23 protein-coding genes are annotated in these 26779 nt (G+C 61.3%); 3 read left to right on the top strand and 20 right to left on the bottom strand.

All coding sequences use genetic code 11. From position 1 onward, the window contains the following. Window positions 1-799 precede the first annotated feature (799 nt). Window positions 800-1045 carry a helix-turn-helix domain-containing protein gene (locus tag HT585_RS24750; RefSeq protein WP_176355426.1) on the top strand — a complete coding sequence of 82 codons (246 nt, stop codon included), beginning with the start codon at window positions 800-802 and terminating at the stop codon, window positions 1043-1045. Window positions 1046-1216: 171 nt separating this feature from the next. Here HT585_RS24750 and HT585_RS24745 read toward each other — a convergent pair whose 3' ends face one another. After that, window positions 1217-2086 carry a LysR family transcriptional regulator gene (locus HT585_RS24745; RefSeq protein WP_176355425.1) on the bottom strand — a complete coding sequence of 290 codons (870 nt, stop codon included), beginning with the start codon at window positions 2084-2086 and terminating at the stop codon, window positions 1217-1219. Between the two features lie 93 nt (window positions 2087-2179). Here HT585_RS24745 and HT585_RS24740 point away from each other — a divergent pair, with 93 nt between their 5' ends. Further along, window positions 2180-2593: a VOC family protein gene (locus HT585_RS24740; RefSeq protein WP_176355424.1), complete on the top strand. Its 414-nt coding sequence runs from the start codon at window positions 2180-2182 to the stop codon at window positions 2591-2593. 23 nt (window positions 2594-2616) lie between these two features. On the opposite strand, the gene HT585_RS24735 is transcribed toward HT585_RS24740, so the two are convergent. The 10 genes from HT585_RS24735 to HT585_RS24690 form a co-directional block, all read right to left on the bottom strand. Continuing rightward, window positions 2617-3366, bottom strand: coding sequence for a 2OG-Fe(II) oxygenase (locus tag HT585_RS24735; protein ID WP_176355423.1), 750 nt, complete (start codon window positions 3364-3366; stop codon window positions 2617-2619). A 180-nt stretch (window positions 3367-3546) separates the two neighbouring features. Then, complete coding sequence (gene alkB / locus HT585_RS24730) at window positions 3547-4194, bottom strand: DNA oxidative demethylase AlkB (RefSeq protein ID WP_176355422.1); 648 nt, start codon at window positions 4192-4194, stop codon at window positions 3547-3549. Beyond that, the gene (locus HT585_RS24725) at window positions 4191-4841 is read right to left on the bottom strand and encodes a hypothetical protein (protein ID WP_176355421.1); all 651 of its coding nucleotides are present in this window, start codon (window positions 4839-4841) and stop codon (window positions 4191-4193) included. The genes alkB and HT585_RS24725 overlap by 4 nt, the downstream gene beginning before the upstream one ends. Before the next feature lie 365 nt (window positions 4842-5206). Then, window positions 5207-6178 carry an ABC transporter ATP-binding protein gene (locus HT585_RS24720; RefSeq protein ID WP_176355420.1) on the bottom strand — a complete coding sequence of 324 codons (972 nt, stop codon included), beginning with the start codon at window positions 6176-6178 and terminating at the stop codon, window positions 5207-5209. Next, the gene (locus tag HT585_RS24715) at window positions 6168-7148 is read right to left on the bottom strand and encodes an ABC transporter ATP-binding protein (RefSeq protein ID WP_176355419.1); all 981 of its coding nucleotides are present in this window, start codon (window positions 7146-7148) and stop codon (window positions 6168-6170) included. Before HT585_RS24715 ends, HT585_RS24720 begins: the two co-directional genes overlap by 11 nt. Beyond that, window positions 7145-7966 carry an ABC transporter permease gene (locus HT585_RS24710; RefSeq protein WP_176355418.1) on the bottom strand — a complete coding sequence of 274 codons (822 nt, stop codon included), beginning with the start codon at window positions 7964-7966 and terminating at the stop codon, window positions 7145-7147. The genes HT585_RS24715 and HT585_RS24710 overlap by 4 nt, the downstream gene beginning before the upstream one ends. A 4-nt stretch (window positions 7967-7970) precedes the next feature. Continuing rightward, window positions 7971-8906: an ABC transporter permease gene (locus tag HT585_RS24705; protein WP_176355417.1), complete on the bottom strand. Its 936-nt coding sequence runs from the start codon at window positions 8904-8906 to the stop codon at window positions 7971-7973. 202 nt (window positions 8907-9108) lie between these two features. Then, window positions 9109-10707 carry an ABC transporter substrate-binding protein gene (locus HT585_RS24700; RefSeq protein ID WP_176355462.1) on the bottom strand — a complete coding sequence of 533 codons (1599 nt, stop codon included), beginning with the start codon at window positions 10705-10707 and terminating at the stop codon, window positions 9109-9111. A gap of 121 nt (window positions 10708-10828) precedes the next feature. Then, window positions 10829-12466, bottom strand: a complete 1638-nt coding sequence (locus HT585_RS24695; RefSeq protein WP_176355416.1) for an amidohydrolase — start codon at window positions 12464-12466, stop codon at window positions 10829-10831. Window positions 12467-12924: 458 nt separating this feature from the next. Further along, window positions 12925-13968, bottom strand: a complete 1044-nt coding sequence (locus tag HT585_RS24690) for a class I SAM-dependent methyltransferase (protein WP_176355415.1) — start codon at window positions 13966-13968, stop codon at window positions 12925-12927. Between the two features lie 317 nt (window positions 13969-14285). Here HT585_RS24690 and HT585_RS24685 point away from each other — a divergent pair, with 317 nt between their 5' ends. Continuing rightward, window positions 14286-16283: a putative bifunctional diguanylate cyclase/phosphodiesterase gene (locus tag HT585_RS24685; protein WP_176355414.1), complete on the top strand. Its 1998-nt coding sequence runs from the start codon at window positions 14286-14288 to the stop codon at window positions 16281-16283. A 195-nt stretch (window positions 16284-16478) separates the two neighbouring features. Here the strand turns inward: HT585_RS24685 and HT585_RS24680 are convergent, their stop codons facing one another. From HT585_RS24680 to HT585_RS24640, 9 genes are all read right to left on the bottom strand, one after another. Further along, window positions 16479-17651: a GAF domain-containing sensor histidine kinase gene (locus HT585_RS24680; RefSeq protein WP_176355413.1), complete on the bottom strand. Its 1173-nt coding sequence runs from the start codon at window positions 17649-17651 to the stop codon at window positions 16479-16481. Between the two features lie 213 nt (window positions 17652-17864). Beyond that, window positions 17865-18428 carry a methylated-DNA--[protein]-cysteine S-methyltransferase gene (locus HT585_RS24675; RefSeq protein ID WP_176355412.1) on the bottom strand — a complete coding sequence of 188 codons (564 nt, stop codon included), beginning with the start codon at window positions 18426-18428 and terminating at the stop codon, window positions 17865-17867. Between the two features lie 171 nt (window positions 18429-18599). Further along, on the bottom strand, window positions 18600-19217 hold the full coding sequence (locus tag HT585_RS24670; protein ID WP_246707897.1) for a dual specificity protein phosphatase family protein: 618 nt from the start codon (window positions 19215-19217) through the stop codon (window positions 18600-18602). Window positions 19218-19243: 26 nt separating this feature from the next. Further along, window positions 19244-20134 carry an inositol monophosphatase family protein gene (locus tag HT585_RS24665; RefSeq protein WP_176355461.1) on the bottom strand — a complete coding sequence of 297 codons (891 nt, stop codon included), beginning with the start codon at window positions 20132-20134 and terminating at the stop codon, window positions 19244-19246. A 65-nt stretch (window positions 20135-20199) separates the two neighbouring features. Then, the gene (locus HT585_RS24660; protein ID WP_176355460.1) at window positions 20200-21294 is read right to left on the bottom strand and encodes an ABC transporter substrate-binding protein; all 1095 of its coding nucleotides are present in this window, start codon (window positions 21292-21294) and stop codon (window positions 20200-20202) included. Window positions 21295-21381: 87 nt separating this feature from the next. After that, window positions 21382-22521: an ABC transporter substrate-binding protein gene (locus HT585_RS24655; RefSeq protein WP_176355459.1), complete on the bottom strand. Its 1140-nt coding sequence runs from the start codon at window positions 22519-22521 to the stop codon at window positions 21382-21384. A gap of 27 nt (window positions 22522-22548) precedes the next feature. Next, window positions 22549-23688: an ABC transporter substrate-binding protein gene (locus HT585_RS24650; RefSeq protein WP_425513785.1), complete on the bottom strand. Its 1140-nt coding sequence runs from the start codon at window positions 23686-23688 to the stop codon at window positions 22549-22551. 59 nt (window positions 23689-23747) lie between these two features. Beyond that, a complete protein-coding gene (locus HT585_RS24645; protein WP_176355409.1) occupies window positions 23748-24881 on the bottom strand; it encodes an ABC transporter ATP-binding protein in 1134 nt (377 codons plus the stop codon). Then, window positions 24881-26737 carry an ABC transporter permease gene (locus HT585_RS24640; protein WP_176355408.1) on the bottom strand — a complete coding sequence of 619 codons (1857 nt, stop codon included), beginning with the start codon at window positions 26735-26737 and terminating at the stop codon, window positions 24881-24883. The genes HT585_RS24645 and HT585_RS24640 overlap by 1 nt, the downstream gene beginning before the upstream one ends. Window positions 26738-26779: the final 42 nt, after the last annotated feature.

Genomic DNA, 26779 nt, shown 5'->3' with positions numbered 1-26779 from the left:
GCAGCGCCGCCGCCCTCGTCAGTGATCGGGCTTATAGACCCCACACCTCGAACACGTCAACAGGCAATTTCAAAAAATGACCAAGAAACGACAACCAACTGAAAATACTAACGAAATTCGAACGGGGTTATCAACAGGCAGGGGTGCGCAAATGCGTTCGACGGAAAATGCGGGATTTCCGGGATTGGGGCCGCAACCGGAGCGAAATCGTCACCCGTCCATACAACGCCAATGGCATAAGCACCCGAGACGAACGGACCCGCGGTTGCCAGCGCGCGTGCAGGCGTCGGGCGCCAGGGCGCAAATACGACATGAAATGCGGCTGCGGCTGCAATCTTGGAGGATACTGTTCGATGACAGCGATCCCGGCCTGCGTCTGGATACAGTCAACCGGCCAACACTTCATCAACGATACACATCGCCACGTGCGCTGAATGGGTTCGAAGATGATAACGGGTTCAGATCGGCTATTCCGAAAACGTGCGCGTCCACGTCGACGAACTACGGACGCGCTCCCCGGCCAGCTGTCTCCAGGCAAGGCCAACGGGAGACGGGTTTATCGGCGCGGTCGGTCGGGCGAGGATCACTGCGGACAAGATCGCCAGGTCGTCGCTCCGCAACGACCCTGATGTTGCCGATCGAAGAAGGGCGATGACCGCCATTGCCGACAAGCCTTGCGCTGCCATCTTTTGGACTTATATTGCACTGCACTCGACGCCGCCTTTCTGGCCCGAGTTTTCATGGCTGCATGCCGCCTTCACGCGAAGAGCCTCTTCGCGCAAAACCGAAGGACCACTTCATGACTGTTTCACTAAACAATCTTGATGCCACAACCGTCAGCGCTTCGGCCCATGTCGATATCGGCCACGCCGTCAGACGCTCGCGCCAGGCCATCGGCTATAGTGTCGATGAACTTGCGCTCACCTGCGGGCTGACCGACGCCGAAATTACCAACATCGAGCAGGGCGTCGACGCCGATCCGGGCAAGCTTCGCCGGATCGCCGCCGCGCTTCAGGTGCCGGTAACCACCTTCCTGCTCAGCTAGGGCGTTCCGGGCGTGGACTGTGTCGATCCTGGCGCATGTCCTGAAGACCGGCTTCACATTTTTATGGAAATGTCTTGGGCGAATGGGCGTCGCGTTCACACATGACGCGATGCCCAGCCACCAACAATGCCCGCAGCCGAACCGACACCCCGTCGCCGAAACGGCTGCCCCTCACCCGGTAAACCCCTGCGTTAAAGCCTGCGTCAAGAGCGCTAGCGGCGTCGGCCGGCTCGGCACGCTCTGATGCAGGAACACGATCCTGCGTTCATAAGCGGCGGCATCGGGCACCTCGGCCAGGTGAAAGCCATTCCTCTGCAGTCCTTGCCAGGCCGGCACCACCGAGTTTCCCATCCCGTTGGCAACGAGCATGGCGATGGTCTCCAGAGCGTCCATGTCGCAACGAATGTCCGGATCAAGCCCGGCGTCGGCGAGATATTGCGACGACAGCCGTCCGCCCCACGATCCCGGATCATAGCGGATGAACGGCGCCTGGCGGATCCGCTCAGGAATGTCGCCGGGGCCGACCCCATCCCGGCTGATGAAAACAAGCGGCTCGCGGCGGATGACACGGGCGGTCAGTCCTTTGGGCGGTGTGAAGGGCGGCTCGACCAGCACGGCGGCATCCAGCTCGCCCGCGAGCAGCTGTTCGTAGAGTTGCGACGACGAACCGGGGCGCAGCACCAATTTCAAACTCGGCGCTTGGCGCGAGAGTTCGTCCAGAACCTCGGGGAAAACACCCGTCAGCACCGTCGAGATCGCCCCGATCTTCAACTCGGCGGCAAGTCCGCCACCCGCAGCGTCATATCTGAGGTTTTCCGCTTCCCGTATCAGCAGGCGCGCCCGCGGCAATAGCGAAAGGCAGGCCTCCGTCGGTTGCGCGGAATGGGCGCCGCGGGAGAGCAAGAGGCAGCCGAGCGCGCGTTCGAGCGATTGAATGCGCTGGCTGACAGCGGCGGGCGTCAATTTTTCCCGCCGCGCAGCCGCCGCAATGGAACCCGTTTCCACAGTGGCGACCAAGCTTTGCAGGAAACGAATATCCAATGGAAACCCTTATTCTCAGAGAAAGAATTACATAGTTTTTCTTAGCCTCTCAAGTCGGTATCCCTGTGTCAACCGGAGACACAGGAGTTACAGATGAAGTCGCTTTTCCATCTTGCCTACCACGTGAAGGATCTCGACGACGCCCGCAGGTTCTACGGCGACGTGCTCGGCTGCGAGGAAGGGCGCAGCACCGACACCTGGGTCGATTTCGATTTCTTCGGCCACCAGCTGTCGTTGCATCTGGGGGAGCCCTTTGCGGTCACGCGGACCGGCAAGGTCGGCAATCATCTCGTGCTGATGCCGCATATGGGCGTGGTGCTGCGCCTTGCGGATTGGTTCGCACTCGCCGAACGTCTCGAACGAAAAGGCGTCAACTTCGATATCCCCCCGGTGGTGCGTTTCGAAGGCGAGCCTGGCGAACAGCGGACAATGTTCTTCCTCGATCCGAGCGGCAATCCGATCGAGGTCAAGGGTTTTGCCGATTTCGACGGTCTGTTTGCGCACTGACACAGGAGGCGGTGGCAACCGCGCTATTTTGCGTCGTGAAAGATGATGCCGGCGGTGTGGCGCAGGCCGGATCGCACACGGCTGACGCCATGACGAAGGTTGACGCGATAGTTGCCTTTCGTGCCTTGCACCGGCCGGTTGTGAACCGCAAAGGCAACCGCATCGCCCTGGCGAAGGGGAACGACTTCGACCCGGCTTTGCATGCGCGGACGCTGCTCCGTCAGCACGAACTCTCCGCCGGTGAAATCCTGCCCCGGTTCTGACAGAAGGATCGCCACCTGGATCGGAAAGGCAAGATCGCCGTAGAGATCCTGATGCAGACAATTGAAATCGCCGGGACCATATTGCAGCAGCAACGGCGTCGGCCGCGTCTGGCCGGCGTCATGACACTGGCAGAGGAACTCAGCGTGCTCAGCCGGGTATCGTTCCTCGATCCCCATGCGGCCGTTCCATTGATTGGCGATCTCGGCCAGGCGCGGGTAAAGTGCGTTACGAAGGCCACCCAGCAAGTCCGGCAGCGGATATCTGAAATAGCGATACTCTCCCTTGCCGAAACCGTGCCTGGCCATATGGATATGGCTGCGGAAATGCTGTTCCTGGCTGTAGAGATCCGAGAGCCGCCGGCATTCCTCCGCGGACAGAAGCTTTTCCAGGACGCCACAGCCGAAGCCGTTCAAATCGCCGAAAATTGCCTGCCAATCATAGGCTGCGACACGCGCCTCCGCGGTTCGCTCGGTCGCATGCGAAAGAACGGTCGTGACATGGGGGTTCATAACATTGCCTCCTTGGCGATGAGCGCGTGCCTGCGTTCGATGCCCCTGCGATAGACGTCGCTTCGGTTCATTGAGCTGACTCCTTGTAAGGTCGGTGTGTTGCCTTGGCGGATTCTGGTTCACCGATTGCACCGCATTTCTTCGGCAGGATCGTCCGCATGGGACGTAGTCGATCGAGCTTCAGAAAGCGCCGCGGAAGGTCAGGTTGATGCGCATCCGCCCAAGGGTCCCGTGGTGGCCGTCCTTCAACTCGGTAACCCCGTGATAGAACAGGCGCGACGGCCCGCCCCAGACCGCGACATCGCCGTGAAGCAGTGCGTATTTGCGGATCGGGTCGGTGCGGTTCAGCCCGCCGAACTGGAACGTTGCGGGAAGGCCGAGCGACACGGAAACGATCGGGTGTGAGAAATCGCGTTCGTCCTTGTCCTGATGAAGCGAAAGCTTTGCGCCGGGCTCGTACCGATTGATCAGGCAGGCATCGGGCCTGAAATTCGGGTAGCCCGCCTCCTTCGCCGCGACGAGGGCGAGATCGAGGAAGGACGACGGCAGCGCCGGCCAAGGCTTGCCGGTTTCCGGGTCGATCCTGTCGTAGCGATATCCGCTTCGGTCCGTGACCCAACCGGCAGCACCGCAATTGCTCATGGCGACGGACATCGTGTACCCGCCCGGTGTCACCATGTGCCGGAACGGCGCTTGCCCGATGACCGCGCGCAATGCCGGCAGAACCCGATCTTGGAAGGGCAGCACGATGCCGCGAAGCAGCATTGCTCCTTCGGCCAAGGTTTCGCGTGCCGGCTCGAGGGCAAGCGTGGCGAAAAGGTCGTTCATGACGTCGCTCCGGAAAGAAAGTTGGCGATATCGGGATGCAGGATTGGGCGATAACCCGCCCGGAGCGCCTTGACGGTCGAAGGCGGTGTCAGCATTCCCTCGGCGACAATGCCGGGCTCCGACGCGAGATAGCCGGCCTCGGTCCAGCGAAAACAGCGCCCGGACGCGGTGGTGAATGCATGACCGGATGCCACGACCATCGTGCCATCCGGCAGATCGGCGGTCGGCGACGGCAACGCATGGATGCGTTTGCGTCCATGAGACTGTCTCTCACTGTGGAGTACCGCATCGAGTTCGCCCGCCGATGGCGATGCCTTTGAGCTGCCGGCCCAGGCGGCCCGGAAGCCAAGGGCCGCCTCCCGCCTGCAGAAGAAGCAGGGACGATGGCCCGCAGCCAGCGCCACCGCCTCGTCGAGAAAGAAAAGTTCGGTCCAGCTTCGACCGGCCATGACGTCCCGCCGCCGATCCCCGTAGTCGCAGACGCAGATCAGCCACGCCTTCGACGACCACCGCCGTCCAAGCAGGGTCTTCGTCGTGGGATCGTGGATGATGCCGCGGTTGCCGGTGAACAGACCGCGCTGCGCGATGGCGACGATGTCGCCGAATGGCGTGACGCGGTTCTGAAGCGGGCGCTGATTGGTTTGCATGCCGGAAGTGTTCCCCGGATCGCGTCTGCGTCCGAAAGCGAGACCATGGGGCGGCCGGATCGCGCAGAGCGCGACACGATCGCCGTGACGGCCGCCGCTCTCACGAGTGGCGACATCCGGTCAGCTTGAGCGAGAACCAGGAAATGCACCACCCGTTTCCTGCGTTTGGGAGAACGCACGGCCATCCTGGCCGCCGGCGTGCCCATGTTCCGGGCAGAAATCGCACCGTAGACGGAGGCCTCAAGCCGGCCTTCGGCTGCGATCTATCAACTCGTCACCCCAAGGACCTGCATCTGCGGCTCTTCGTGCTGGCACGAATATGGACTGCTTTCACCCGGCGGCACAGCCCTTCGGTGAAAACCGGCTCAGTTCCGCGCGATCAGCCGAACGCTGTGATCCTCTCGCAGCGCAACCAGGTGCGAGGCGGGCGGCAGGCTGTAGACGTCGTGCTTCCCCAACTCTCTGGGATAGTAGTCATAGCCCGCCGGCGGTTCCGGCATCGCGCGCGTATTCACCGGGCTTTGGCCCGTCAGTTCGGTGACCGGGTCGAGAATGGCGCCGATGAGACGGCGCGTATAGGGGTGCTGCGGATCGCTGAAAACCCGATCCCAACTGCCGGTCTCAACGATCTGGCCGAAATACATCACCGCCACGCGGTCGCTCATATGTTCGACCACGCTCAGGTCGTGGCTGATCATGATGTAGGACAGATCCAGCCGCTCCTTGAGCTCAAGCAGCAGGTTGATGATCTGGGCCCGGATGGAGACGTCGAGTGCCGACACCGGCTCGTCCAGCACCACGACCTTGGGATTGAGGATCAGCGCCCGGGCGATGCCTATGCGCTGGCGCTGGCCGCCGGAAAACTCATGCGGGAAACGCTTGGCCTGCTCCGGTTTCAATCCGACGAGCTGCATCATGCTTTCGATGCGCTGCGCAATCTCCTTGCGGTCGGAAACGCCATGCAATCTGAGCGGTGCGGCAAGCGAGGTGTAGATCGTCTGACGCGGATTGAGCGACGCGTAGGGGTCCTGAAACACCATCTGCGCCATGCCGGCGCGCTCAAGCCGCGAGGGGCGCGTCTTGCCGGTGATCGATCGTCCCTCGAAGAAGATCTCTCCCGACGTCGGCTCCTGCAGCCCAAGGATCGACAGCGCGAGCGTCGACTTGCCGCAACCGGATTCGCCGACGATCGACAGGCACTCGCCCTTGTTCAACGTCAGGCTCAGCTCGTTGACGGCGCGCAGTGTCCGCTTGCTGCGGCCGAAGAGGCCGTTGCGCACCGGGAAGTGCACGCTCAGGCTATCGACCCGGACCAGAGGTTCGTTGTTATTGCTCATGGTTGAAACACTTCACGAAGCCATCATGATTAAGGGCAGATGGCGGTGGGATTTCGGCGGAACAGACAGACGTCGCCCTGTGGCACCGCGGCTGAAAGCGACAGCCGGGCGGAAAGCTGGCAATCGAGGGAACGGTGCCTTCGATCTCCTGCAGACGCTTACGTCCTTCCAGCCGGCGCGAGCCGAGATGCGGCAACGATTTGAGCAGGCCGTCGGTATAGGGGTGGGCCGGATGGAGGAACAGGTCGGCGACCGGCCGCTCTTCCACCAGCCGCCCGGCATACATGATGCCGACCCTGTTGCACATGTTGGCGATCACGCCCAGATCGTGGCTGATCATCAGGACGGATGTGCCACGCGCGGCGCAAAGCTCCTTGACCAGTTTCAGGATCTCGGCCTGGACCGTGACGTCGAGCGCAGTCGTCGGTTCGTCGGCGATCAACAGGTCCGGGTTACAGGCGAGCGCAATGGCGATCATCACGCGCTGCCGCATGCCGCCGGACATCTGGTGCGGATAGGCCTTCACCCGCTCCTCAGGCGCCGGGACCTGGACGTTGCCAAGCGCCTCGATCGCCAGTTTTTCGGCCTCCTTCCAGGTCGCGCCCTTGTGAAGCACAAACATTTCGGCGATCTGTCGCCCGACCGGCGACAAGGGATTGAGCGCGGTCATCGGCTCCTGGAAGATCATGGCGATCTTCTCGCCCCGAAGTCGCCGCAGCTCGCGCTTCGAAAGCCCCCTCAGATCGCGGCCGTTGAAATTCAACGCGCCGCCGGTCACGGCGAGCGGTTTGCGCAACAGGCCGATGATCGAAAGAGCGGTGATGCTCTTGCCGCAGCCCGATTCACCAACCAGCCCATAGGCTTCGCCGCGTCCGATCGAGAACGACACGTTGTCGACGACGTTGTGGCTGACTTTGCCCGATACGATATCGAGGCGCAGATCCCTGACTTCAAGCAAATTGTCCGTCATAGCTGACGCGCCCTCATATGCGGGTCGAGCCAATCGCGCAGGCCGTCGCCGAAGAGATTGAGCCCGAGGACCGTGACAAAGATCGCCAGCCCCGGGAAGATCGCCGCCCAGGGGGCAATGACGATGAGTTCGCGCGCATCCGTCAGCATGTTGCCCCAGCTCGGGAACGGCGGCTTGATGCCGAGGCCGAGATAGGAGAGTGCGGCTTCCGCAAGGATCGCATCGCCCATGCCGAGCGTTCCGATCACCAGGATCGGGCCGATCATGTTGGGCAGGATCTGCGTGATCATGATGCGGATGTCTCCATAGCCGAGCGTCTTTGCCGCCTGGACATAACCCTGCTTCTTCAGGGACAGCGCCGAACTTCGCGCGATTCGACAGGTCCATGACCAGTTGGTGAGGCCCAGTGCGATCAGCAGGCTGGAAAGGCCGGGGCCGAGGATCGCCATGATGGCAAGCGCGAAGATCAGGCTCGGGATCGCCAGCATGAGGTTGGTGAGCCCGGTGACGAAATCGTCCCACCAGCCGCCGAAATAGCCGGCCGAAATGCCGAGCGCCAGACCGATCAGCGTGTTGATCACCTGCGAGCCAATGCCGACGGCAAGCGAGATGCGAGCGCCGTAGAGGATGCGGCTCAAGACGTCGCGCCCTTGCGCGTCGGTGCCGAACCAGAACTGTGCGTCCGGCGGAAGTTCCGCATTCATCAGGTCGGCGTCGAGCACCGGGTCCGTCGGCGCGATCAGCGGTGCCAGCAGCGCCATCGAGATGATGGCGATGCACAGCACGCCACCGATGAGGAGATTGAGCCTAAGTCTCATGGATCTATCCGTGGCTGATGCGCGGATCGATGACCGCGTAGAGAATATCGACGATTGTGTTGATCAGCAGGAACCAGAGAACGATGACGAGGATCGCGCCCTGAACCACCGGGATGTCGCGCAGGCTGACACTATCGACCAGCAGCGAGCCGAGGCCCGGCCAGGAAAACAGCTTCTCGACCACGACAGCCTGGCCCATCATCGAGCCGAACTGCAGGCCGATCGTCGTGATGATCAGCACCAGCACGTTGCGAACGACATGCCAGGTGACGAGGCGAAAGCCGTTCATGCCCTTTGCGCGGGCCGTGCGGATGAAATCGGCGCTCATCACATCGAGGACGGCTGCGCGCGTCGTGCGTGCCAGAAGCGCCATCGGCGCAACGCCGAGCGTCAGCGCCGGCAGGATGAGGTTCGCCGGCCCGCCGTCGCCGTAACCGAAGCTCGGCAACCAGCCGAGTGTCAGCGCAAACAGATACATGCCGAGCAAACCCAGCCAGAATTGCGGCAGGGAGAGGCCAGAGATCGCGCCGATCATCGTCAGCGTGTCGATGATGCTGCCCGGCCTCAAGGCGGCAATGAAGCCGAGCGGCACGCCGACGAACATGGCGATCGCCATCGCCGCGAAGGCGAGCTTCAAGGTCGGCCACATGCGCTCGCCGATCAGATGCGCGACCGGCTGGCGGCTGCGGAACGACGTTCCGAGATCGAACCGCGCAAGATCGGACAGATAGGATCCGAACCGGACGTAAAGCGGCTGGTCCAGACCGAACTCGCGCGTCATCTTCTCGACGATCTTCGGGTCGCCGCCGCCCTTGCCATTGGCTGTCAGGCTGGTGGCGATGCTGCCCGGCACGACGCTGAAGATCACGAAGATCAGCAGCGATATCGCGATGATTGTCGGGATCACCTGCAGGATGCGGCGCACGACGAACTGAAGCATTCATTTCCCCCCTCGCCCCGCCCATCCAGAGATGCGCAGGCGATCGTTCTCAGGCGCGATGCCAACCATTAGCGGTCCTGCCGCCGGATCATCCCCGCAAATGTCAGACCGCAAGAAAAGGCTTACGTTATCGGCCGTGACGCGGGCCAGATATCGGCGAAAGGAACCCCGATATCGCCTCGGCGATATCGGGGTTCGGCGATCAACGGCCAGCTGGAACGGTTTCGTCCACCCAGAGCTTTTCATAGGACTGGATCGCCAACTCGGCCGAGTTCGGCTGCAGGCCGTGCAGCCAGGGCTGGTAGGCCATGACAGCCTTGTTGTAGTTGAAGAACCAGACCGGAGCTTCCTCCTGGACAAGGTTGTTGGCCTTGCGCAGCAGGTCGTTCTTTTCTTCCGGCGTCTTGGCCACCTTGGCGGCCTCGAACAGCTTGTCGAAGTCGGCATTTGCGAACTTCTGGTAGTTGCACGCCGCCTGCGAGGTCTTCGAGTAGAAGCACTGCATCGCTGTCAAGGCATCGGGGCCGCTTTCCGACGACCACATGAACGACTGGAAATCGCCAGCCGGAACGACTTCGGACAGCACCGACGCCTCGACCGGCTTCGCCTTCACACGGATGCCGACTTTTTCCAGCATCGGAATGATCGCCTCGACGATCGTCAGGCCCCAGCTTTCGTTCTGCGTCGCGGTGAGCTCGACGTCGAAGCCATCGGCATAACCGGCCTCGGCCAAGAGGGCCTTGGCCTTCTCCGGATCGTAGGCATAGGGCTGGGCGTCCTTGTCATAGGCGGGCGACGAAGTCGGCAGCCAGCCGCTCGCGCGATAAGCCTTGTCTTTCGCCAGCCGCTTGATGATCAGCTCGGTGTTGATGGCATGGTTAAAAGCCTGGCGCACGCGCTTGTCCTTGAACGGTTCGAAGTCGAGGTTGAAGCCGACATAGCGCGTATAGACTTCGGCGACTTCGAGCAGCCCCTTGGCCAGTTCCGGATCCGCCTGGTAGGCGACGTATTGCGACGGCCCGAGGACGGAGACGTCGATCTCCTTGTTGCGAAAGGCAACGTCGCGCGCCGAGGCGTCGCCCATGATCAGGATGTTGATCTTGTCGGCGTAGGGCTTGTCCTTCTCATAGTACTTCTCCCACTTCTCGACCGTCAGCCGCGAGCCGGGCACATATTCGGCGAACTTGTAGGGACCAAGGCCGATCGGATGACTCGCGAAACCTTCCTTGTCGGCTTCGCCTGCCGGGTAGATTGCCGTGTTGTTGCGCATGAACAGGAAGGCCGGGTCGACCGGGTCGGTCAGCGTCACTTCCAGCGTGAAGTCGTCCATCTTCTTCAGTCCGGAAATTGCTTCAGCTTTACCTGCCATATAGTCGGCACCGCCCTTGATGTTGGCGATATAGCGCGAGGGCGGATAGGCTTTGGCCGGGTCTGCCATGCGGGTGAAGCTCGCGATGATGTCATCGGCCGTCATCTGCTTTCCGTTGTGGAAGAAAGCGTCCTGGCGCAGCTTGTAGGTATAGACCAGCTTGTCGGCCGAGATATCGACGTCGGTTGCAAGCGCCAGCACCGGCACGTTCTTGTCCGCGTCCCAGTCATAAAGCGTGCGGTGGATCGCCTTGGCATAAAACTCGTCCTGGGTCTGTGGCGACGCCTGGATGTCGAGCGTCGAGAAGCTGTCCCCATAGGGCGCCACGAAGTTGACCGTTCCGCCGGCACGCGGCGCATCGGCCGCATGGACAGACGCCACACCGGCCAGCAACGCTGCCGTCAGTGTCGAAAGCAAAGCTATTTTCTTCATCATTCCCGTATTTCTCCCCACGTGTTGTTCTGCTCATGGATGCACAAGATCGCGATCTCACCCGACCTCCCGGATCGGCTGAGATGCATGGAGCCGCACACTGCGGCCCGGTCCGCCATTGTCAGGCGTTCAGTCGCTCGAAGACCACTTCGCCGCCCCGGATCGCCAGGGTGCAGTGCGTGTCGTTGAGGATGTCTTCGGGGCTCGCCGTCAGCATGTTCCTGGAGAAAACCGCGATATCGGCAAGCTGTCCCGGGACTAGCCGTCCCTTGACCGTTTCGAGTTTCTGCGAGAACGCGCCGTACTCGGTGTAGACCTGTAGCGCCTCCTCGATGGTGACGCATTCGCGCGCATCCATCACCGTGCCCTTGGCAGTCTTGCGCGTCAGCATGCTGTAGATGTTGGGGAACGGATTGGGGTGACAGACAGGCGCATCGCTGCCGGTTGCAGGCTTCAGCCCCAATTCGTTCCAGGTCTTCAAGGGATAGCTCGACAGCGCCCGCTCCTCGCCGAGCACGGAGACGTATGCGTCGCCGAAATCATAGATGAACACTTGCTGCGGACAGGGATAGATACCCGCCTTGACCATGCGCTGATGCTGGGCGTCGGTCGAAAAACCGCAATGCTCGATCCGGTGACGGCGATCCGCATCCGGCATCGCGTCGAGCGCCTTTTCATAAGCCGTGATCAACTGATCGATCGCCGCGTCGCCAATGGCGTGGCAGGCCAGCTGGTAGCCCTTCGAATGGGCGTCGAGCACCATCGCCTCAAGTTCCGCATCGGAAAGGATCTGCACGCCGGTGTTGTTGTCGTTTCCGAGATAGGGGCTGCTCATCCAGGCGGTGCGACCGCCGGCCGAGCCATCGAGGAAGATCTTGACGGCGCCGACTTTCAGCATGTCGTCGCCGACACCGGATACGAGACCGGCCTCGTAGCTCTGCGGCACGATCGAGACCTTGGGATCGCCCAGAAGCACGAGCCACGTGCGCACCGGCAGCCTGTTGTTGAGCTTCGCCAGATTGTAGGCCTTGATTTCGTCGAAGCCTGCGACCTGCCCAACCGCGGCATCCATGATGCTGGTGATGCCGTAGGACAGAAGCAGATTGCCGCCGCTTTCGATCGCATCGATCATCTCGTCGGTCGAGGCTTTCGGGATCGCGGCGCGAACCAGCCCTTGGGCATTTTCCGCGACCAGGCCCGTCAATGCGCCGGAGGCCTGCTCGATCAGCCCGCCTTCCGGCACCGCCGTGGTTTCGTCGACGCCGGCAAGGCGGAATGCTTCCGAATTAAAGATCGACACATGGCCGCAAGCGCGCACCACCATGACCGGATGGTTCGGCGCGACAGCATCGAGTTCGGCGCGAAGCGGGTGACGGCCGGTGTCGAGCTTGGTCTGGTCATAGCCGCGCGCCCGGATCCAGGTGCCGGGCGGCGTGCTTTCGGCCTGCTGCTTGATTGCCGCCAAAAGACTTGCGAGCGTGGGGGCTGCCTGCGGCGTCGCATCGACCCAGTTCAACGTCAGACCGACAGAAATCAGGTGCAGATGCGCGTCGTTGAGACCAGGGGTCGCGAATTGTCCCTGAAGGTCGAGCAACTCGGTCCGCTCGCCGCGATAGGCTTCCATATCCTGACGGGTGCCGGTTGCCAGGATCTTGCCCTGCCAGATCGCCAGGGCCTCTACGACGCCCTCCGCCAGCCCGCACCAGATCACACCGTTGTGCACGATCCTGTCGGCATGAAAACATTGTCCCGCTGGCATCTAAGGCTCCTCTCCTTCGGCCGTCACTGCAATGCAAGGCCAGGTTTGGTCACAAACCGGGCTCTCGGCACAAATCGTGTCTCCCGCCCGCACCAGTTGCGCGCCTAAACTGGATGGATATCCGTTACGGTGCGTGCACTGATCGGCCACAAGTTGTGCAGTTGGGGATGCTAGAGAAAAGGAAAGCGGCTCGCCAATGCATAGAATTTCAGGCGCTATGAAATAATTGCATAACGGTTCCGGGTCGATCTGTTGACCACGCCGAGGCGGGACCGCGCAGTTAGGCAAGTTCCCATGGAAAACTTGAGCGGGACCGCGTTGCACGCAAACCGAGCTATCGGCGACAGACGCCGACCGGGATGTCAAACGGTACGCGGCAGCGACACCGCCGCAAATGCCGCATGAAAACGGCGCGCGCCAACAGTGGCGCGCGCCGTTGTTCCGTGCATCCATCGCAATCAGGCGCGCTTCTGCACCGTTGCATAGACCACGTTGCGGTTTTCCCCGAACGTCACATGCGTTTCGAAGCTTGAGCCATCGACGCTTTCGTTGACGATGCGCCACATATCGGATTGCGAACGAAGCAGCAGCGCCCAGTTCATGAATGTCTCCATGTAGCCGTCGACGCCGATATCGGTTGCGAAGTTTGCGAAGAGAAAGACGCCGTTGGGCTTCAGCATCTGCAAGCAGCGGCGGGTGAGCTTCACCGCGACGTTGTGAGGGAGATAGTCATAAAGCCCTGCCGCATAGACGAAGTCGAATTTGCCAAGCTTGTGCGCACGTGTGAGGATTCCGCGGACGGAGCCGTCGATCGCCTCGACGCTCGTTCCCCGGAAGTCCCTGGTGATCGATCCGACGCTGAGCGGGTCCTGGTCGAGCGCGACCCAGCGCTTGATGCGCCCTTCCTTCAGGGCAACGGAACGGTTCGCCTCGCGCAGATGGCCGGCGGCAATCGTCAGGACTTCAGCCTCTGCGCCCCGCGCGGCTGCGATCTGATCGACGTGCTGGGTCAGCAGATCCCGTCGTTCCCGCACCGCAACCGACGATGAGGCGTCTTTGGTGTAGTCATAGAGCGCCTTGCCCACCGGCGATGCCTTGGCGATCTCGCCGGCGACGCTCGGGTGACCGTAGATGAAGTCGAGCAACTGGGCGTCGCCAGAGTAACCTCGCGGTTTTTCGAAGGACCACCGGGTAAAAGGGTCCTGGAGAAAGAATTCCGACACTGGATGATTCTGTGCGATCGGAATGAGTTCCTGCCAAACACTGGGATGAAACTTCGCTCGCGTCTCGTGAAGTGCCCCCGCCAATCGATGTATTATCTTCTTGGGGTCCAGTTCCTGGGCAAATTGCTGCTGTGCAATTTGGAGAATCAGGGCGAGTTCCGCTTTTCCTGTTGCAAACTGCTCATCATAAAACTCACTTCTTGACGAAGTGAACTCGGTTGCGATTGACTGGGGAGTAATAAGACTTTCGCCATCGAATACGATTTGAAGCTGGCTCACGCAAAACCCATCCGTTTAATGATCTGTTAACGTTATGGGTAACAATGCGCGAACTGCTTCTCGAATTGCAAGTTTTTGTAGAGTATATGGTAAATTCTGGCGGATCCGTATCCATTCGGATACACCCATGTGTCTGCCGTCAGTCTCGGCTAATTTATCAAAATTTAATGGGCGTCTTCTACGATGTCGGTGAGGCTTGCTCGTCCTTGTTGTGGTGTCAATCGAATGGCAAGCACAGAGTGTACAAAGCAACGCCCAGAGATGGAAAAGCGAGAGCATGTTTCCGTTGAGCGCGACGTAACTCTCTGGACCGGTGCATGAAGCAAACCTTGGCCGACGTCGTTGAGATAGATTTGCATAAGCAGCCACACAGGCCGCTGCCGGCGGAGCTACGCTTACTTTATCGCCAGGAGGGCGAAACGGCGCGCCGGGAAGCGACGAGAAAGGGCCTGTGGATCGCCGTCGCGGTCTATCTGCTGTTTTCGATTACCGACTTTCTGCTCATCTCCGACGTCGCTCACTACACGATCGCCTCGCGCTTCGTGGTCGGCGCGGTCGCACTTGCCGTCCTGGAGACCCAGATCCACTTGAGCGTCAAGACGGACTTGTTGGACAGAACTTGCTCCGGCGCGCTTGTCTTCGGCTATCTCGGCTGGCTGATACCGGCGATGACGACCGCGTACACGCAGAACATGTCCTACTACATGATCTTCGGCGCCATCTTCATGATGGGCGCGAACCTGTTCTTTATCTTTCAGTTCCGCCTATCGGTGATCTCGTCGGGCATCATTCTCGGCGCGTTCTTTATCGACCTCATCTACTTCTCGCCCCAGAACCCCTATTACCAGCTTGCCTTCGGCACCTTCTATGTCTCCTGTTTCGTGTTCACCTCCTACGTAAACTGGAAGCTGAACCGCGAACGCTACAAGGTCTTCCTCAACGCGTTCGAGGCAAAGGTCCAGCAGCGGGAGGCAACCGAACGCGGAAAGGCGCTGCTCAGGCTTTCCAACACCGATTCCCTGACCGGGCTCGACAATCGCCGTGCGGTCGATCAGAAACTGCGTGAATACTGGAGCGACTGGCAGAAGTTCGGCGACAGTTTCGCCGCGATCCTGATCGACGTCGACTTCTTCAAGAAATACAACGATTGCTACGGTCACCAGGAAGGCGACCGCTGCCTCATTCTCGTGGCCAACACGTTGAAGGACTCGATCGGGCAGCTCGATGCATCCATCGGTCGATACGGCGGCGAGGAATTCATCATCCTTGCGCGCGTGAATACACGCGAAGAGACAGCCGATCTCGCCGACGCCATCTGCCGTACGGTGCAGAGCCTGGCATTGGTGCATGGACAACGCCGGGACGGCACGTCCATTGTCACAGTGAGCGTCGGTGCCGCATTCACCAGACATCAGACGGGTTCGAAGCTCGAACGGATCATCCACGAGGCCGACCGGGCGCTTTACGCGGCCAAGGCAAGCGGCCGCAACTGCGCCAAGGTCTTTGACCCGAACGACCCGCAAACCAGCGACGAGAGCGAGAACATTGCCGCGCTCTTGAAGATCGCAACCAATGAAGATCTCGTCTCCCTCGTCTACCAGCCGATCAAGAATGTCACGACCGGGCGCGTCGAGGCCGTCGAAGCGCTGATGCGACTGAGGATGCTGGATGGGACTGCGGTTCCCCCGAGCCTTTTCATCCCCATTGCCGAGCGCACCGGCGCGATCATCGATCTCGGCCGCTGGGCGATCCGCACCGTCTGCCGCGAGCTTCTGGCGCACGACCACGTGCCCGTTGTCAGCGTCAATGTCTCGCCTATCCAGCTGAAGACCCCGGGGTTCGCCACATCCGTTGCCGCTATTCTTGGTGAAACGGGCGTTGCCGGCGGCCGGCTTGCCTTTGAAATTACCGAAGGTCTCGAGATGGAGATGCACTCGGACGTGCTGCGCTGCATCAGCGACCTCGAGACGCTCGGCATCCGCATCTGGCTCGACGATTTCGGTACCGGCTTTGCCGGCCTGTCCTGGCTCCGGCTGATCGATTTCGATACCGTCAAGATCGACCGTTCGTTCCTGCACGATTGCAGCACGCCAAAGGGCAAGGCGATGCTGAAGGATATCATCGGACTGGTCAGGAATCGCGGCCACAAGATCCTGGTGGAAGGTGTCGAAACCGAGGAGCAAATGGCGCTGATGCGGGAATTCCGCATCGACCATGTCCAGGGCTTCCACGTCGGCCGCCCTGTGCCCGCCGAAAGCTATCGCGTGTCAGCGGGTCTGGAGCAGCGCCCGGCCGGCCTCGTCAGGCCAGCCTAGCGGGATCCTCCCGACGGCTGCTATTTTTCAAGCTCATGGCTGCTTTTTTGTTTGCGATGTATGTCCCCGAAACGGCTGGACGCGTCTGCCATAGCGAACAAACCCCCAAGGACCGTTCACGTCCCCTTCATCGCACGGCCCAGCCGAGGCCGTGTTCAATGTCAGCGGCTCACGTCAAGAGACGTGGCGACCCGCTCAGCACACCGGCACGTTCAGTGTAAACCTGGTTTCTTCCGACGTTGAGGAAACGCTGATCCGGCCGCCATGAGCCTGAGCAATCTCGGCTGCGATGTAGAGTCCCAGGCCGAGGCCTTGCAGCTTGCCCTTTCCTTCGCGCCGCTTGAACGGCTGGAAGAGCCGAGGCAGGTCTGTCTCCGCTATCGGCTCCCCCCTATTGGCGACCCAAAGCTCCAGGGTGCCGCTGCGTCGCGCGGCACCGACGCGGATCGTTTTGTCCGCGGCGCCATGGGTCAAGGCGTTGCCGAGCAAATTGGAAAAGAGCTGACCTATACGCTGGTGATCCAGCGTGAGCGGTTCCTCAAGCACCAGGTCTGTTTCGATCTGTCGGTCAGGATAGATGCTCCGGTGCTCTGCCACGATCTGCGTGAGAACTGGGGTGAGCAGTCGATTGGTCCGGTTGAGCCCTATGCCGCCGCCAAGCCTGCCGCGGGCGAAATCCATCACATTGTCGATGAGGTTTGCCATTCGATCGACACTCTGCTGCATCAGCGAGATCACGGCGCTGGACTTCGGCGCATGCTCCTCCCGCGCCAGGATGCGCGTGCCGGCCGAGATCGATGCAAGCGGATTGCGCAGATCGTGACCAAGGATAGCAATGAATTGATCCCTGAGTTCTGAGGTCTCGATTTCGCGATCGAGTTTCAGTTTTGCATCAGCGATATCGGCCCGGGCATCAAGATGCCGGGCGATCAGGTCGGCGAACAAGCGAAACATGCCCACATTGGCGGCGCCGCCAAGCTTGGCCGGGCTGGGATCGATCGCGCAAAGCGTGCCGAAGAAGACATTGTCGCGCAGGTAGATCGGCACCGAGATGTAGCTCTTGAGGCCATATTGCAGCGGCGTGTGGTGGTTCGCATAGGCTTCGCTGGCCGAGACGTCGTCGATGACCACAAGCTCGCCGCTCTGCCGGATTTCGTGACATATGGTGGTCTCGAGCTGCAATTCGCCGCCGGGGGCCAGTCCGAAATCGATCAAATCGAGCGTCTGGCATGCGATCCAACGGTCCTGCGTGACCCGGGCAATCGCGACGAACCTCATGCCCGTCGATTGCTGAATGACGTCGAGAATCGTCGGGACGACCGAGATGCTGGCAACGGCATCCAGGTCTGCTTGAAAATCATGCGCCAATGCCTGATGTCTCCCGAGGTCGCTTTTCGATCCTCTGTATAGGCGATTGATCCGATTTCTCAAACGGACACGCCGCCGCTGCCTCAGCGCATAGGTGGCTCATCCCCCATCTTTATCGCACCGTCCTCAAAAGGTCTGCATCGAGCGTGGTGACGTCGACCCGTTGTTTGGGCGATGCTATCGGTGCGGTGGGGGCGTCGTAAGCTGCCGTGATCAGAAAAGCGATTGCTGGGCGGGCTCCGGCGGTCCGAGATGCACGCCTTCGAGTTCCAGCATCCGGATCTTCGATGTCGAGCCGCCCGGAGCCGAGAACCCGCCGACCTTGCCGCCGGCGGCCAGCACCCGATGGCAGGGAATGATCAGCGCCACCGGGTTCTTCGCCATCGCCTGGCCGACGTCCCGCGCAGCTTCGGGACCGACGCCCAGTTCCTTTGCCAGGGCGCCATAAGTGGTGGTCTGCCCCCATCCAAGCCCGCGGGCAGCGGCATAGATTCGCTTGAAGAACGGATCCTGGCCTTCGAGGTCGAGCTTGATGTCGGAGAAATCCACCTCCTCGCCGCTGAAATAGCGCCGCACGGCGGCAACCACTTCGCCAATCTCAGGCGTCGGGTGGGCCGGTTCGCCGGCAACGAGCCGGCGCAGCAGCAGCAGCCGTTCGGTGTCTTCAGCCTTTTTGGTCGGCAGCTGGAAACGGGTGATGCCAACGGCGTTCCAGGCGATGCCGCAAAATCCCGCGGCGGTTTCGAAGATAAGATAGTTGTGAACTGGCTGCGCCATCGCACCGTCCTCACGTTTCATACCTCGTGAAAATCGTGCGGCCGGCCGGCGAATTCAACCCGATTCCTGCGCCTAGGGACCATCGCCAACAGGCGACTTACCAAACCGGCCGGCAGATCCGCGTCATTACGCTCAGATCGTGGGCAGCCCACCGCCGGAGCGGAAGCGATCCTACCTTGCTTCGATCATCTTCGCCCAGCCTGCGGCGCTTTCGGCCGATTCGATCAGCACCGCCTTCGGCGCCTTGTACCATTCGTTCTCCGGCAGGCCGCGACGGTTGCGCACGAAGGCGATCGCCGCCTCCAGCGTCGGGAACTCGGCCGGCAACGTCAGATGCAGAAACAGCGAGACGACAATGACCGAACGCGACCGCCCGCCGCGGCAGTTAATCAGAATGTTGCCCATCTCGCGGCGCGGATAGGACGGTTTTTCCGGCAGCACCTGTTCCAGAGCGGCGCGCAGGATGTAGTGAGCCGCCAGCATCTGCGTGTCAGGATTGCCACCGCCGTCGATCAGTCCGACCTTGTAGTAACGGATCTCGCCTGGTCCGTAGACACTGCCCTCGTGGTCCGACACCAGTTGCGCCTGACGGACGAAATTGAAGTCGAGATTGACGGCGCAATTGACCACGGTAGTAATGCCGTTCAGCCTCAAGAGATCGAGGTCGCTCGTCCCTTCCTTGCCGGCAATATAGATATTGACGCCATAAAGCGGGTGCTGTTCGTAAACGAGGCTGAGTTTGGCAAGTTCGGCCGACGCTTGCGCCTTCGTCTCGGTCTCCTGGATCATGTCCAAAATCTTCTCCTGCTGTCTTCTCAGTTTGTTGCCGCGGCAATGCGTTTGGCCGAGATCCCCCGCGCGACACGCTGCAAAGTCGGATAATTGGCACCGGCGCCTGTGGCGATGTAGCCGGGACACATGAAGTCGGGCGCATCAGTCGGTACCTTGCCAAGCGTCAGCGGCTCGTACCGGCCGCCGGCATTCTTCAAAATCAAGGTCGCGGCCGCCACATCCCAGGAATTGACGCCGAAGCCGGTCGCCGCATCCGCCCAGCCGACCGCCACATGGGCGATGCTGAGCGCAGCACTGCCCGGCCGCCGGAGGGTTGAAAACGTCTCCACGAATTCCCCGAGATTGGCGAGCGCTGCGTCCCGGCCGTCGAGGCGAAAGTCCCGGGACACCGGATAGCCGGTGATCAGGGTTGCGCGGTTCTCCTCATCGACCGCTTGCGAGGAAATCACCTCGCCGTTGAGATAGGCCCGTTCGAGATCGGCGGAGAACATCATGTCGGCGACGGGATCGTAGACGACGCCGGCAACGACCTCTCCCAGTTCGACGGCGGCGATCGACACGCACCAGAACGCCAGGCCGCTGGCAAAATTCGAGGTGCCGTCGATCGGATCGACATACCACTGGATGTCGCCGTCGCCCACTTGTCCGCCCTCTTCGCCGAGCATGGCCGAGTTCGGCTCCTGCGCAAAAATGAAATCGCGAATGGTGGCTTCGGCGCGCTTGTCGTGGATGGTCACGACATCATGCAGGTCGCGCTTGTAATCGACCACCATGTCGGAGCGGAACGCTTTCAGCAGCGGATCGCGCACTTCGCTGGCCGCCCTGCGGGCAATCTCGACCAGACGCTTCGACCGCTCCAGCCGTTGTTCGGGGCCTGCCGTCGGCAAGGTCGCTGCGGAGAGACGCTTTTCCATATCGTTCTGATCCATTCCTTATCGAGAAAAACCGGCGCGCCAGGCGATGGCGCGCCGGCTCTGTTTCACTTGCTGTAGTTCACGCGCCAGAAATCCTGCCACTCCTCGCGCCGGTCGAAATCATCGAGACCGGTCGAAGAATTGTAGCCGAACAGGCGATCGGCGACCGCCATCAGCCCCGAGGGCTCGTCGGCCGGCATCTTGATGTCGATGTTGGTCGGCAGCTTGCCGTCCTTCATCTGCGGCGCGATGCCTTCCTCGGTCAGGATGTAATGGATGAAGAGCTTCGCTGCGTTCGGGCTCTGCGTCTTCGTCGCGATCAGGCCGAGCTTGACGTAGCTCCAGCCCACCCAGGGGTTGAGCTCCTTGCAGATGCCGAGCTTGTAGCCCTTGCCTTCGTTGTCGCGGAATTTTGCCGAGGAGAGAAGACCGAAGAAGGGCTCCTTCTGCCCGGCGGCGCCGACCGCTTCAGCCACCGGATCGTCACCGTCGGTGACCAGCGGTGCGTTCTGCGCCAGCGCTTTGATCCAGGCGGCCGACGCACTCTTCTCCTCCGTGGAAAGATCCTTGCCGAAGTGGGCCTTGTAGGCACCGGCGACCTTGTCGTCGGCGTGTTTCTCCATCTGGTTGAACCAGTCGGTATAGGTGCCCTTGGTCAAGGGATCGACAAGCGCGACCTTGCCTTTCCACTTCGGTTCCGTCAGCTCCCAGATATTGGCTACGGGGCATTTGTCGTGGGCTTCGGTGTTATAAGCCCAGACGTTGGCGTTGGTCGAAATCGCCAGCGGGTTCTGGAACTGCGCCGGGATTTTCGCGACCATATCGGCCGGCAGATAGCTTTCGACGAATTCCTGCGGCAGGAGTTGCGCGAGTGCTGCCGGCGCGTCGGTGATCAGGGCGACGTCGCCCTGCACGTTGCCCGCCTGGCTCTCCCGAATGATCATCTCCAACTGGCTGTTGGCCGACACTTTGACGCCTGTCGCCTTGACGCCGTACTTTGCCGTAAAGCCCTCGGCCATTTCGACGATCTTGCCGGTGCTGTCATAGACGTTGATCGGCTTTTCCGTCTTGGCTGCCGCAATCAGCGCATCGAGATCGAGCCCGTCGGCCGCGCGGGCCTGCGCCGAAAGCAGGCCGGCTGCGACTGCCGCGGCCGTCATGGTCATGCCACGCACTCTCTTCTTTTCCGTTGTCATCGCTTCCCCTCCCAAGGAAACAGCGCTCGGTGATCGGCACCGCCCGTCACGTCATTTTCGGTGGTTTATTCGCCAGAGATCCTGCCAGGCTTCGCGCTTGTCGAGGTCGTCGCCGGCGGTCGATGGATCGAAAGCCATCAATTGATCGAGATACTTGGCAACGCCCGAGGCCTCATCGGCCGGTAGGCCGATGGTTGAATTGCCGGAAATCTTCCCGTCTTCTGTCTGGGGCACGATCCCTTCTTCCGTCATCAGATAGCGAACGAACAGCTTGGCGGCATTCGGGCTCTTGCTCTGGCCCGCGATCAGGCCGAAGCCCGGATAGAGGAAGCCGGAGAATGGCTCGACGCCGGCGCAGATGCCGAGCTTCAGGCCCTTCGTCAGGTTGTCGCGATACTTCGCCGTCGAGGTGATGACGAAGAACGGCTCGGCCTGTCCCGGTGCGCCGGCGGCATTGGCGACCGTGGTCGAATCCGCCAGAAGCGGGCCATTTTCCGCGAAGGCCTTGACCCAGGTAGCCGTAGCACTCTCGCCGTTCGTCTCCAGCTTCTTACCATAAAGGCTTTCGTAGGCGCGGGCGACATCGGCGTCGCGGTGCGTCTCCATCTGATTGAACCAATCCGCATAGAGCGGTTTGTCGAAGAGATCGAGCATCGCCAGCTTGCTGCGCCATTGCGGCTCGGTCAGCTGCCAGATGTTGGTAACAGGGCACTTGTCGTATTTCTCAGTGTTGTAGGTGAAGACGTGTGGGTCCGAGACAACAACAAGAGGATTGCGTAGCGGTTCCGGAATATCCTTGGCGAGATCCGGAGGCGTCCAGCTGGTGGCAATGCCTTCCGGCAGCAGCTGCCCGATCGCCGATGCCACGTCGGTTGCCACACTGACATCGCCGAGGATATTGCCGGCCTGGTGCTCGCGGATCATCAACTCCACCTGCGTGGCTTCGTTGACCTTTTTGCCCGTCGCCTGCACGCCGTATTTTTCGGAGAAGTCCTTAGCCGTATCGACGATCTTGCCGGTCACGGCATAGACGGTGATCGGCGGTTCCTTCTTGGCAGCCTCGATCAGGGCGTCGAGATTGAAGGCCTCTTCAGCCTTCGCCGGGCCACAGGTCAGTGTCATGGCAGCAAGGCTGCCTGCGACCGCCCAGGCTATGGGGCGGTCGCGCAATGCGCTGCGTTTCTTTTCCATCATGTCGTCACTCTCCCGGCTGAGCCATCACTTCTGGTAGTTCACCCGCCAAAAATCCTGCCAGGTTTCGCGGGCATCCCAATCGTCGAGGCTCGTGTCCATCTGATAGGGCAGAACCTGATCGAGAACCTTGCCGATGCCCGAGGGTTCGTCTGCCGGAAGTGCCACGTCACTGTTGGTCGACATCTTGCCGTCAGCGGCCTGCGGCGCGATGCCTTCCTCCGTCATGACGTAGTGGATGAACAGCTTGGCGGCGTTCGGGCTGTTGGTGCCCTTGGTGATCAGGCCGACGCCTGGATACATCCAGCCGAGCCATGGCTTCAGGTCCTTGCAGAGCCCGAGCTTCATGCCCTTCTCCGCATTGTCGCGGAACTTCGCCGAGCTCATCAGCCCCATGAACGGCTGCGACTGGCCGGGCGCGCCGACAGCATCGGCAGCCGCGGCATCGGCATCGGTCAGAAGCGGTGCATTGGCGGCGAGCGCCTTCACCCAGGCCGCCGTTGCGCTGCCGTCGTCGAGCTCCAGTTCCTTGCCGTAGAGGTCCTTGTAGGCGGCAGCGACCTTGTCATCGCCGTGTTTTGCCATCTGGTTGAACCAGTCGACATAGGACGCCTTGCCGAGCGGGTCCTGCATGGCAACCTTGCCCTTCCACTCCGGGCCGGTCAGCTGCCAGATGTTGGTGACCGGGCACTTGTCGTAGAGCTCGGTGTTATAGGCCCAGACGTTGGCGCTGGTCACAACCGTTAGCGGATTCTGGTATTGCTCCGGGATCTTCGATGCCATGTCCGGCGGCAGCCAGCTCTCGGCAAAGCCCTGTGGGATCAGCTGTGCCATGGCGGCCGGCGCATCGCTGATGATCGAAACGTCGCCCTGGATGTTGTTGGCGCGCGCCTCGCGGATGATCATTTCCAACTGCGCCGTCGCCTTGACCTTGGAGCCCTCGGCGGCGACGCCGTATTTTGCAGAAAAGGCCTTGGCCATCTCGACGATCTTGCCGGTGCTGTCATAGACGGTGATCGGCGCTTCTTTCTTGGCCGCTTCGATCAGGGCGTTGAGATCGAAGGCGTCCTCAGCCATGGCCTGTCCGGCCAAAAGACCGGCAAAAGCCGTCGTCCACATCAGGCAGCGCTTTGTGTTACCTGTCTTTCCATTCTTCCGAAAATGCATCGACTGCTCCTCCTCAGTAAGCGGTGTTCGTCTTTCGGTTGATGCGATCAGTAATGTCGTCAGTTGAGCTTGGCGCTGCGCAGCAGCTTGTCGGCCTCGGTTATGCGCTGGCCGTCCTTGTCGAAGACGTGCAGCGCTTCCGGTGGCGCGAAGAAGCGGACCTTTTCGCCCAGCTCCAGCCGCGGCAGCGCGTGCGTCGTCAGGAACAGCGTGTGGCTGTCGCTCCTTAATTCCAGGATCCAGCTGCCGCCGGTCGGCAGGATGCCGGTGACGACCATCTTGCCGCTGAAGCTGCCTTGCGGAACGTCTTCCTTGCGCGTGGCGTAGCTCAGCGCTTCCGGGCGGATACCGACGGAGCCGATGCCGCGCAGGCTGGGGTAGCGGCTAGACAGGTAAGCTTCCGCTTCCTTGGCCACATCCGATGTGCCATTCTTGTCGAAGGACAGGATGTTGATCGGCGGGCTGCCGACGAATTCGGCAACAAAACGGTTGGCCGGGCGGTCATAGATGTCGTTCGGCGTGCCCATCTGCTGCAGCGTACCTTCGTTCATGACAGCGATCGTGGTCGCGAGCGTCATCGCTTCCCACTGGTCGTGGGTGACGAAGACAATCGTCGTCTTGAATTCCTTGTGCAGCCGCTTCAGTTCGGCGCGCATTTCGAGCCGCAGCCGCGCATCGAGGTTCGACAGCGGTTCGTCGAGCAGTAGCACGCCCGGATTGACCGCAAGCATGCGGGCAAGCGCCACGCGCTGCTGCTGGCCGCCCGAAAGCTGAGAAGGATACCGATCCCGGTACTTGGCGATGTCGAGTGCCTGCATGACTTTTTCGACACGCGCCTCACGCTCGGCCTTCGGCAGCTTGCGCAGCCTGAGGCCGAAGTCGGTATTGCGCTCGATGGTCAGGTGCGGCCAGAGCGCGTAGCTCTGGAAGACCAGACCCATTTCCCGCTTCTCCGGTGGCACGAAGACGCCATCGAAGATGGAATCGACCACCCGGTCGCCGATGCGGATCTCGCCGCCGGACAGGTTCTCCAGCCCTGCGATCATGCGCAAGGTCGTCGTCTTGCCGCAACCGGATGGGCCGAGCAGGCACATGAACTCGCCATCGCGGATTTCCAGGTCGAGGTTGGAGACGGCATTGGCGGAGTTGACGCCATAATTCTTCTGGGCGCCGCGCAGATTGATAGTGGGCATCAGCTTCCGAGTCCTTCTGCAAGATTGGTCTTGGTCAGCTTCTGGGCTGCCAGTGTTCCGAGATAGGCGATGGCCGCGATAATCAGCACGACCGCGTTTGCCGCCTGGGTGTAGTGGTAGTCGACGAGCCGCAGCGAATAGGTCGTCAGAACGTCGGTGCTGGGCACGGCGAGGATGACGAACAGGCTGAGGCCCTTGATGCCTGAGATGAACGGCAGCAACACACCGGTAACGAGCGAGCCCTTCTGGATCGGGATAACGATCGACATCATCCGGCGGAACCAGCCGGCACCAGCGATCTGGGCCGCCTCTTCCGGATCCTTGCCGAGCTGGGTCATCGCAGAGATCCCGGCCCTCGAGGCGTAGGGCATCTGGTCGGCCATCAGCGCCAGCACCAGGATGGTGACGGTGCCGTAGAGTGCAGGCATCGGACCTCTAGGAACCGCAAAGAGCGAGAGATAGGCGGCGGCAAAGGCAATGCCCGGCACCAGATAGGGCAGGAACGTCACCTGGCGCAGATAGACCGACAGGGCACGAACCGGGGTGCGGATGACGACATAGCCGACAAGCAGTCCGAGAATGCCCGAGGCGAGCGAAGCGAGGCCGACGATGACAAGCGTGTTCTTGGCCGCCGCCCAGAGGTCCGGGCTCAGGAGCACGCCGGTCTGCAGCGCCACGGTATGAAGATCCTGGCCGATCCAGTAGTCGAGCGTGAAGTTGTCGAGCGTGAACTGTGCCGGCAGCTTCATGATGGTCGAAAGGAACAGGGTCAGGAGCGGCAGGCCGACGCTCAGCATGAAGATCGTCGCGGCAAAGCCGGTCGCGGGAAGCCTGAGTTTGCCGAGGCGGCTCTGCCGGTTCATCGAGCCCTTGGAGCCGATGGTGACGAAGCGGCGCGCTTCGCGCACCAGCCGCGCATCGATCATCAGGGTGATGATACCGATCAGCATGATGGAGGCGGCAACGACACCGGCAACGCCCGTCTGGCGCGAAGCGATACTGCGGAAGAGCGAGGTGGAGAGCACTTCGAATTTGACCGGCAGGCCGAGCACATAGGGCACGCCGAACTCGCCCAGGCACTTTGCGAAGATCAGGATCATCGACGACATCAGCGCCGGGCGCATCAGCGGCAGGATGATCTGCATTGCCACCTGGTAGCGCTTGGCACCGAGAATGCGGGCGGAATCTTCCAGCTGGGAATCGAAGCGCCGGAGCGCCGAGCCGAACAAGAGGATGACGAAAGGGGTATAATGCAGCGCGAGGATGATGGTGATCGGGAAGCGGCCATAGGCAACCCAGTCGGGCGGCGTCCATCCCAAGGCTTCGAACCAGCCCGGCTGGCCGCCGACCGTGCGGTTCTTGAACAGCGTCGTCCAGGCGAGCGCGAAGGTCCAGGCCGGCAGCATGTAGGGCACGATCAGGGCCGTCGCAAACCAGCGACGTCCGAACATGTCGGTGCGGCTGATCAGCCAGGCAAGGATGGTACCGATGAGCAGCGACAAAAGGATCGCACCGACGGCAACCGACAGCGTGTTGAACAGCGGCCGCCAGAAGAGATCGACGGAGACAGGAGAGGTGAACGTCCGGTCGAGATAATAGAGCGTCAGGTCCCCGAAATCCTTGCCGAGCCGCCGCTCGTGCCCGAATTGCACGCGCACGGCATCGAGCACGATGGAGATGATCGGCACGACGATCAGATAGGTAAAGAGCAGCGCCGTCAGTACGCCGATCAATGTCGTCGGCTCCCGAGAGGCGACCTTCAACCGGTATCGCCAGACCTGCCAGGACGAAGGCGTGGCGGACGCCTCGCCGCCCGCTGTCGGCGACGCCTTCGCTGAATCACTTAGAAAAGCCATGCTCTGTCCCCTTGAGATCTCGCCTCGCAACACGATCCGGCC

It is taken from the genome of Ensifer oleiphilus (assembly GCF_013371465.1).
Classification (GTDB): domain Bacteria; phylum Pseudomonadota; class Alphaproteobacteria; order Rhizobiales; family Rhizobiaceae; genus Ensifer; species Ensifer oleiphilus.
This window is presented reverse-complemented; position numbering and strand designations above follow the sequence as displayed.

What these genes read in the sequence shown, in the direction of transcription:
- HT585_RS24750 (WP_176355426.1), top strand. Translation starts at nt 800, where the DNA reads ATGACTGTTTCACTAAACAATCTTGATGCCACAACCGTCAGCGCTTCG.
- HT585_RS24740 (WP_176355424.1), top strand. Translation starts at nt 2,180, where the DNA reads ATGAAGTCGCTTTTCCATCTTGCCTACCACGTGAAGGATCTCGACGAC.
- HT585_RS24735 (WP_176355423.1), bottom strand. Translation starts at nt 3,366, where the DNA reads ATGAACCCCCATGTCACGACCGTTCTTTCGCATGCGACCGAGCGAACC.
- alkB (WP_176355422.1), bottom strand. Translation starts at nt 4,194, where the DNA reads ATGAACGACCTTTTCGCCACGCTTGCCCTCGAGCCGGCACGCGAAACC.
- HT585_RS24725 (WP_176355421.1), bottom strand. Translation starts at nt 4,841, where the DNA reads ATGCAAACCAATCAGCGCCCGCTTCAGAACCGCGTCACGCCATTCGGC.
- HT585_RS24720 (WP_176355420.1), bottom strand. Translation starts at nt 6,178, where the DNA reads ATGAGCAATAACAACGAACCTCTGGTCCGGGTCGATAGCCTGAGCGTG.
- HT585_RS24715 (WP_176355419.1), bottom strand. Translation starts at nt 7,148, where the DNA reads ATGACGGACAATTTGCTTGAAGTCAGGGATCTGCGCCTCGATATCGTA.
- HT585_RS24710 (WP_176355418.1), bottom strand. Translation starts at nt 7,966, where the DNA reads ATGAGACTTAGGCTCAATCTCCTCATCGGTGGCGTGCTGTGCATCGCC.
- HT585_RS24705 (WP_176355417.1), bottom strand. Translation starts at nt 8,906, where the DNA reads ATGCTTCAGTTCGTCGTGCGCCGCATCCTGCAGGTGATCCCGACAATC.
- HT585_RS24700 (WP_176355462.1), bottom strand. Translation starts at nt 10,707, where the DNA reads ATGAAGAAAATAGCTTTGCTTTCGACACTGACGGCAGCGTTGCTGGCC.
- HT585_RS24695 (WP_176355416.1), bottom strand. Translation starts at nt 12,466, where the DNA reads ATGCCAGCGGGACAATGTTTTCATGCCGACAGGATCGTGCACAACGGT.
- HT585_RS24685 (WP_176355414.1), top strand. Translation starts at nt 14,286, where the DNA reads ATGAAGCAAACCTTGGCCGACGTCGTTGAGATAGATTTGCATAAGCAG.
- HT585_RS24675 (WP_176355412.1), bottom strand. Translation starts at nt 18,428, where the DNA reads ATGGCGCAGCCAGTTCACAACTATCTTATCTTCGAAACCGCCGCGGGA.
- HT585_RS24670 (WP_246707897.1), bottom strand. Translation starts at nt 19,217, where the DNA reads ATGATCCAGGAGACCGAGACGAAGGCGCAAGCGTCGGCCGAACTTGCC.
- HT585_RS24665 (WP_176355461.1), bottom strand. Translation starts at nt 20,134, where the DNA reads ATGGAAAAGCGTCTCTCCGCAGCGACCTTGCCGACGGCAGGCCCCGAA.
- HT585_RS24660 (WP_176355460.1), bottom strand. Translation starts at nt 21,294, where the DNA reads ATGACGGCCGCGGCAGTCGCAGCCGGCCTGCTTTCGGCGCAGGCCCGC.
- HT585_RS24655 (WP_176355459.1), bottom strand. Translation starts at nt 22,521, where the DNA reads ATGGAAAAGAAACGCAGCGCATTGCGCGACCGCCCCATAGCCTGGGCG.
- HT585_RS24650 (WP_425513785.1), bottom strand. Translation starts at nt 23,688, where the DNA reads ATGCATTTTCGGAAGAATGGAAAGACAGGTAACACAAAGCGCTGCCTG.
- HT585_RS24645 (WP_176355409.1), bottom strand. Translation starts at nt 24,881, where the DNA reads ATGCCCACTATCAATCTGCGCGGCGCCCAGAAGAATTATGGCGTCAAC.
- HT585_RS24640 (WP_176355408.1), bottom strand. Translation starts at nt 26,737, where the DNA reads ATGGCTTTTCTAAGTGATTCAGCGAAGGCGTCGCCGACAGCGGGCGGC.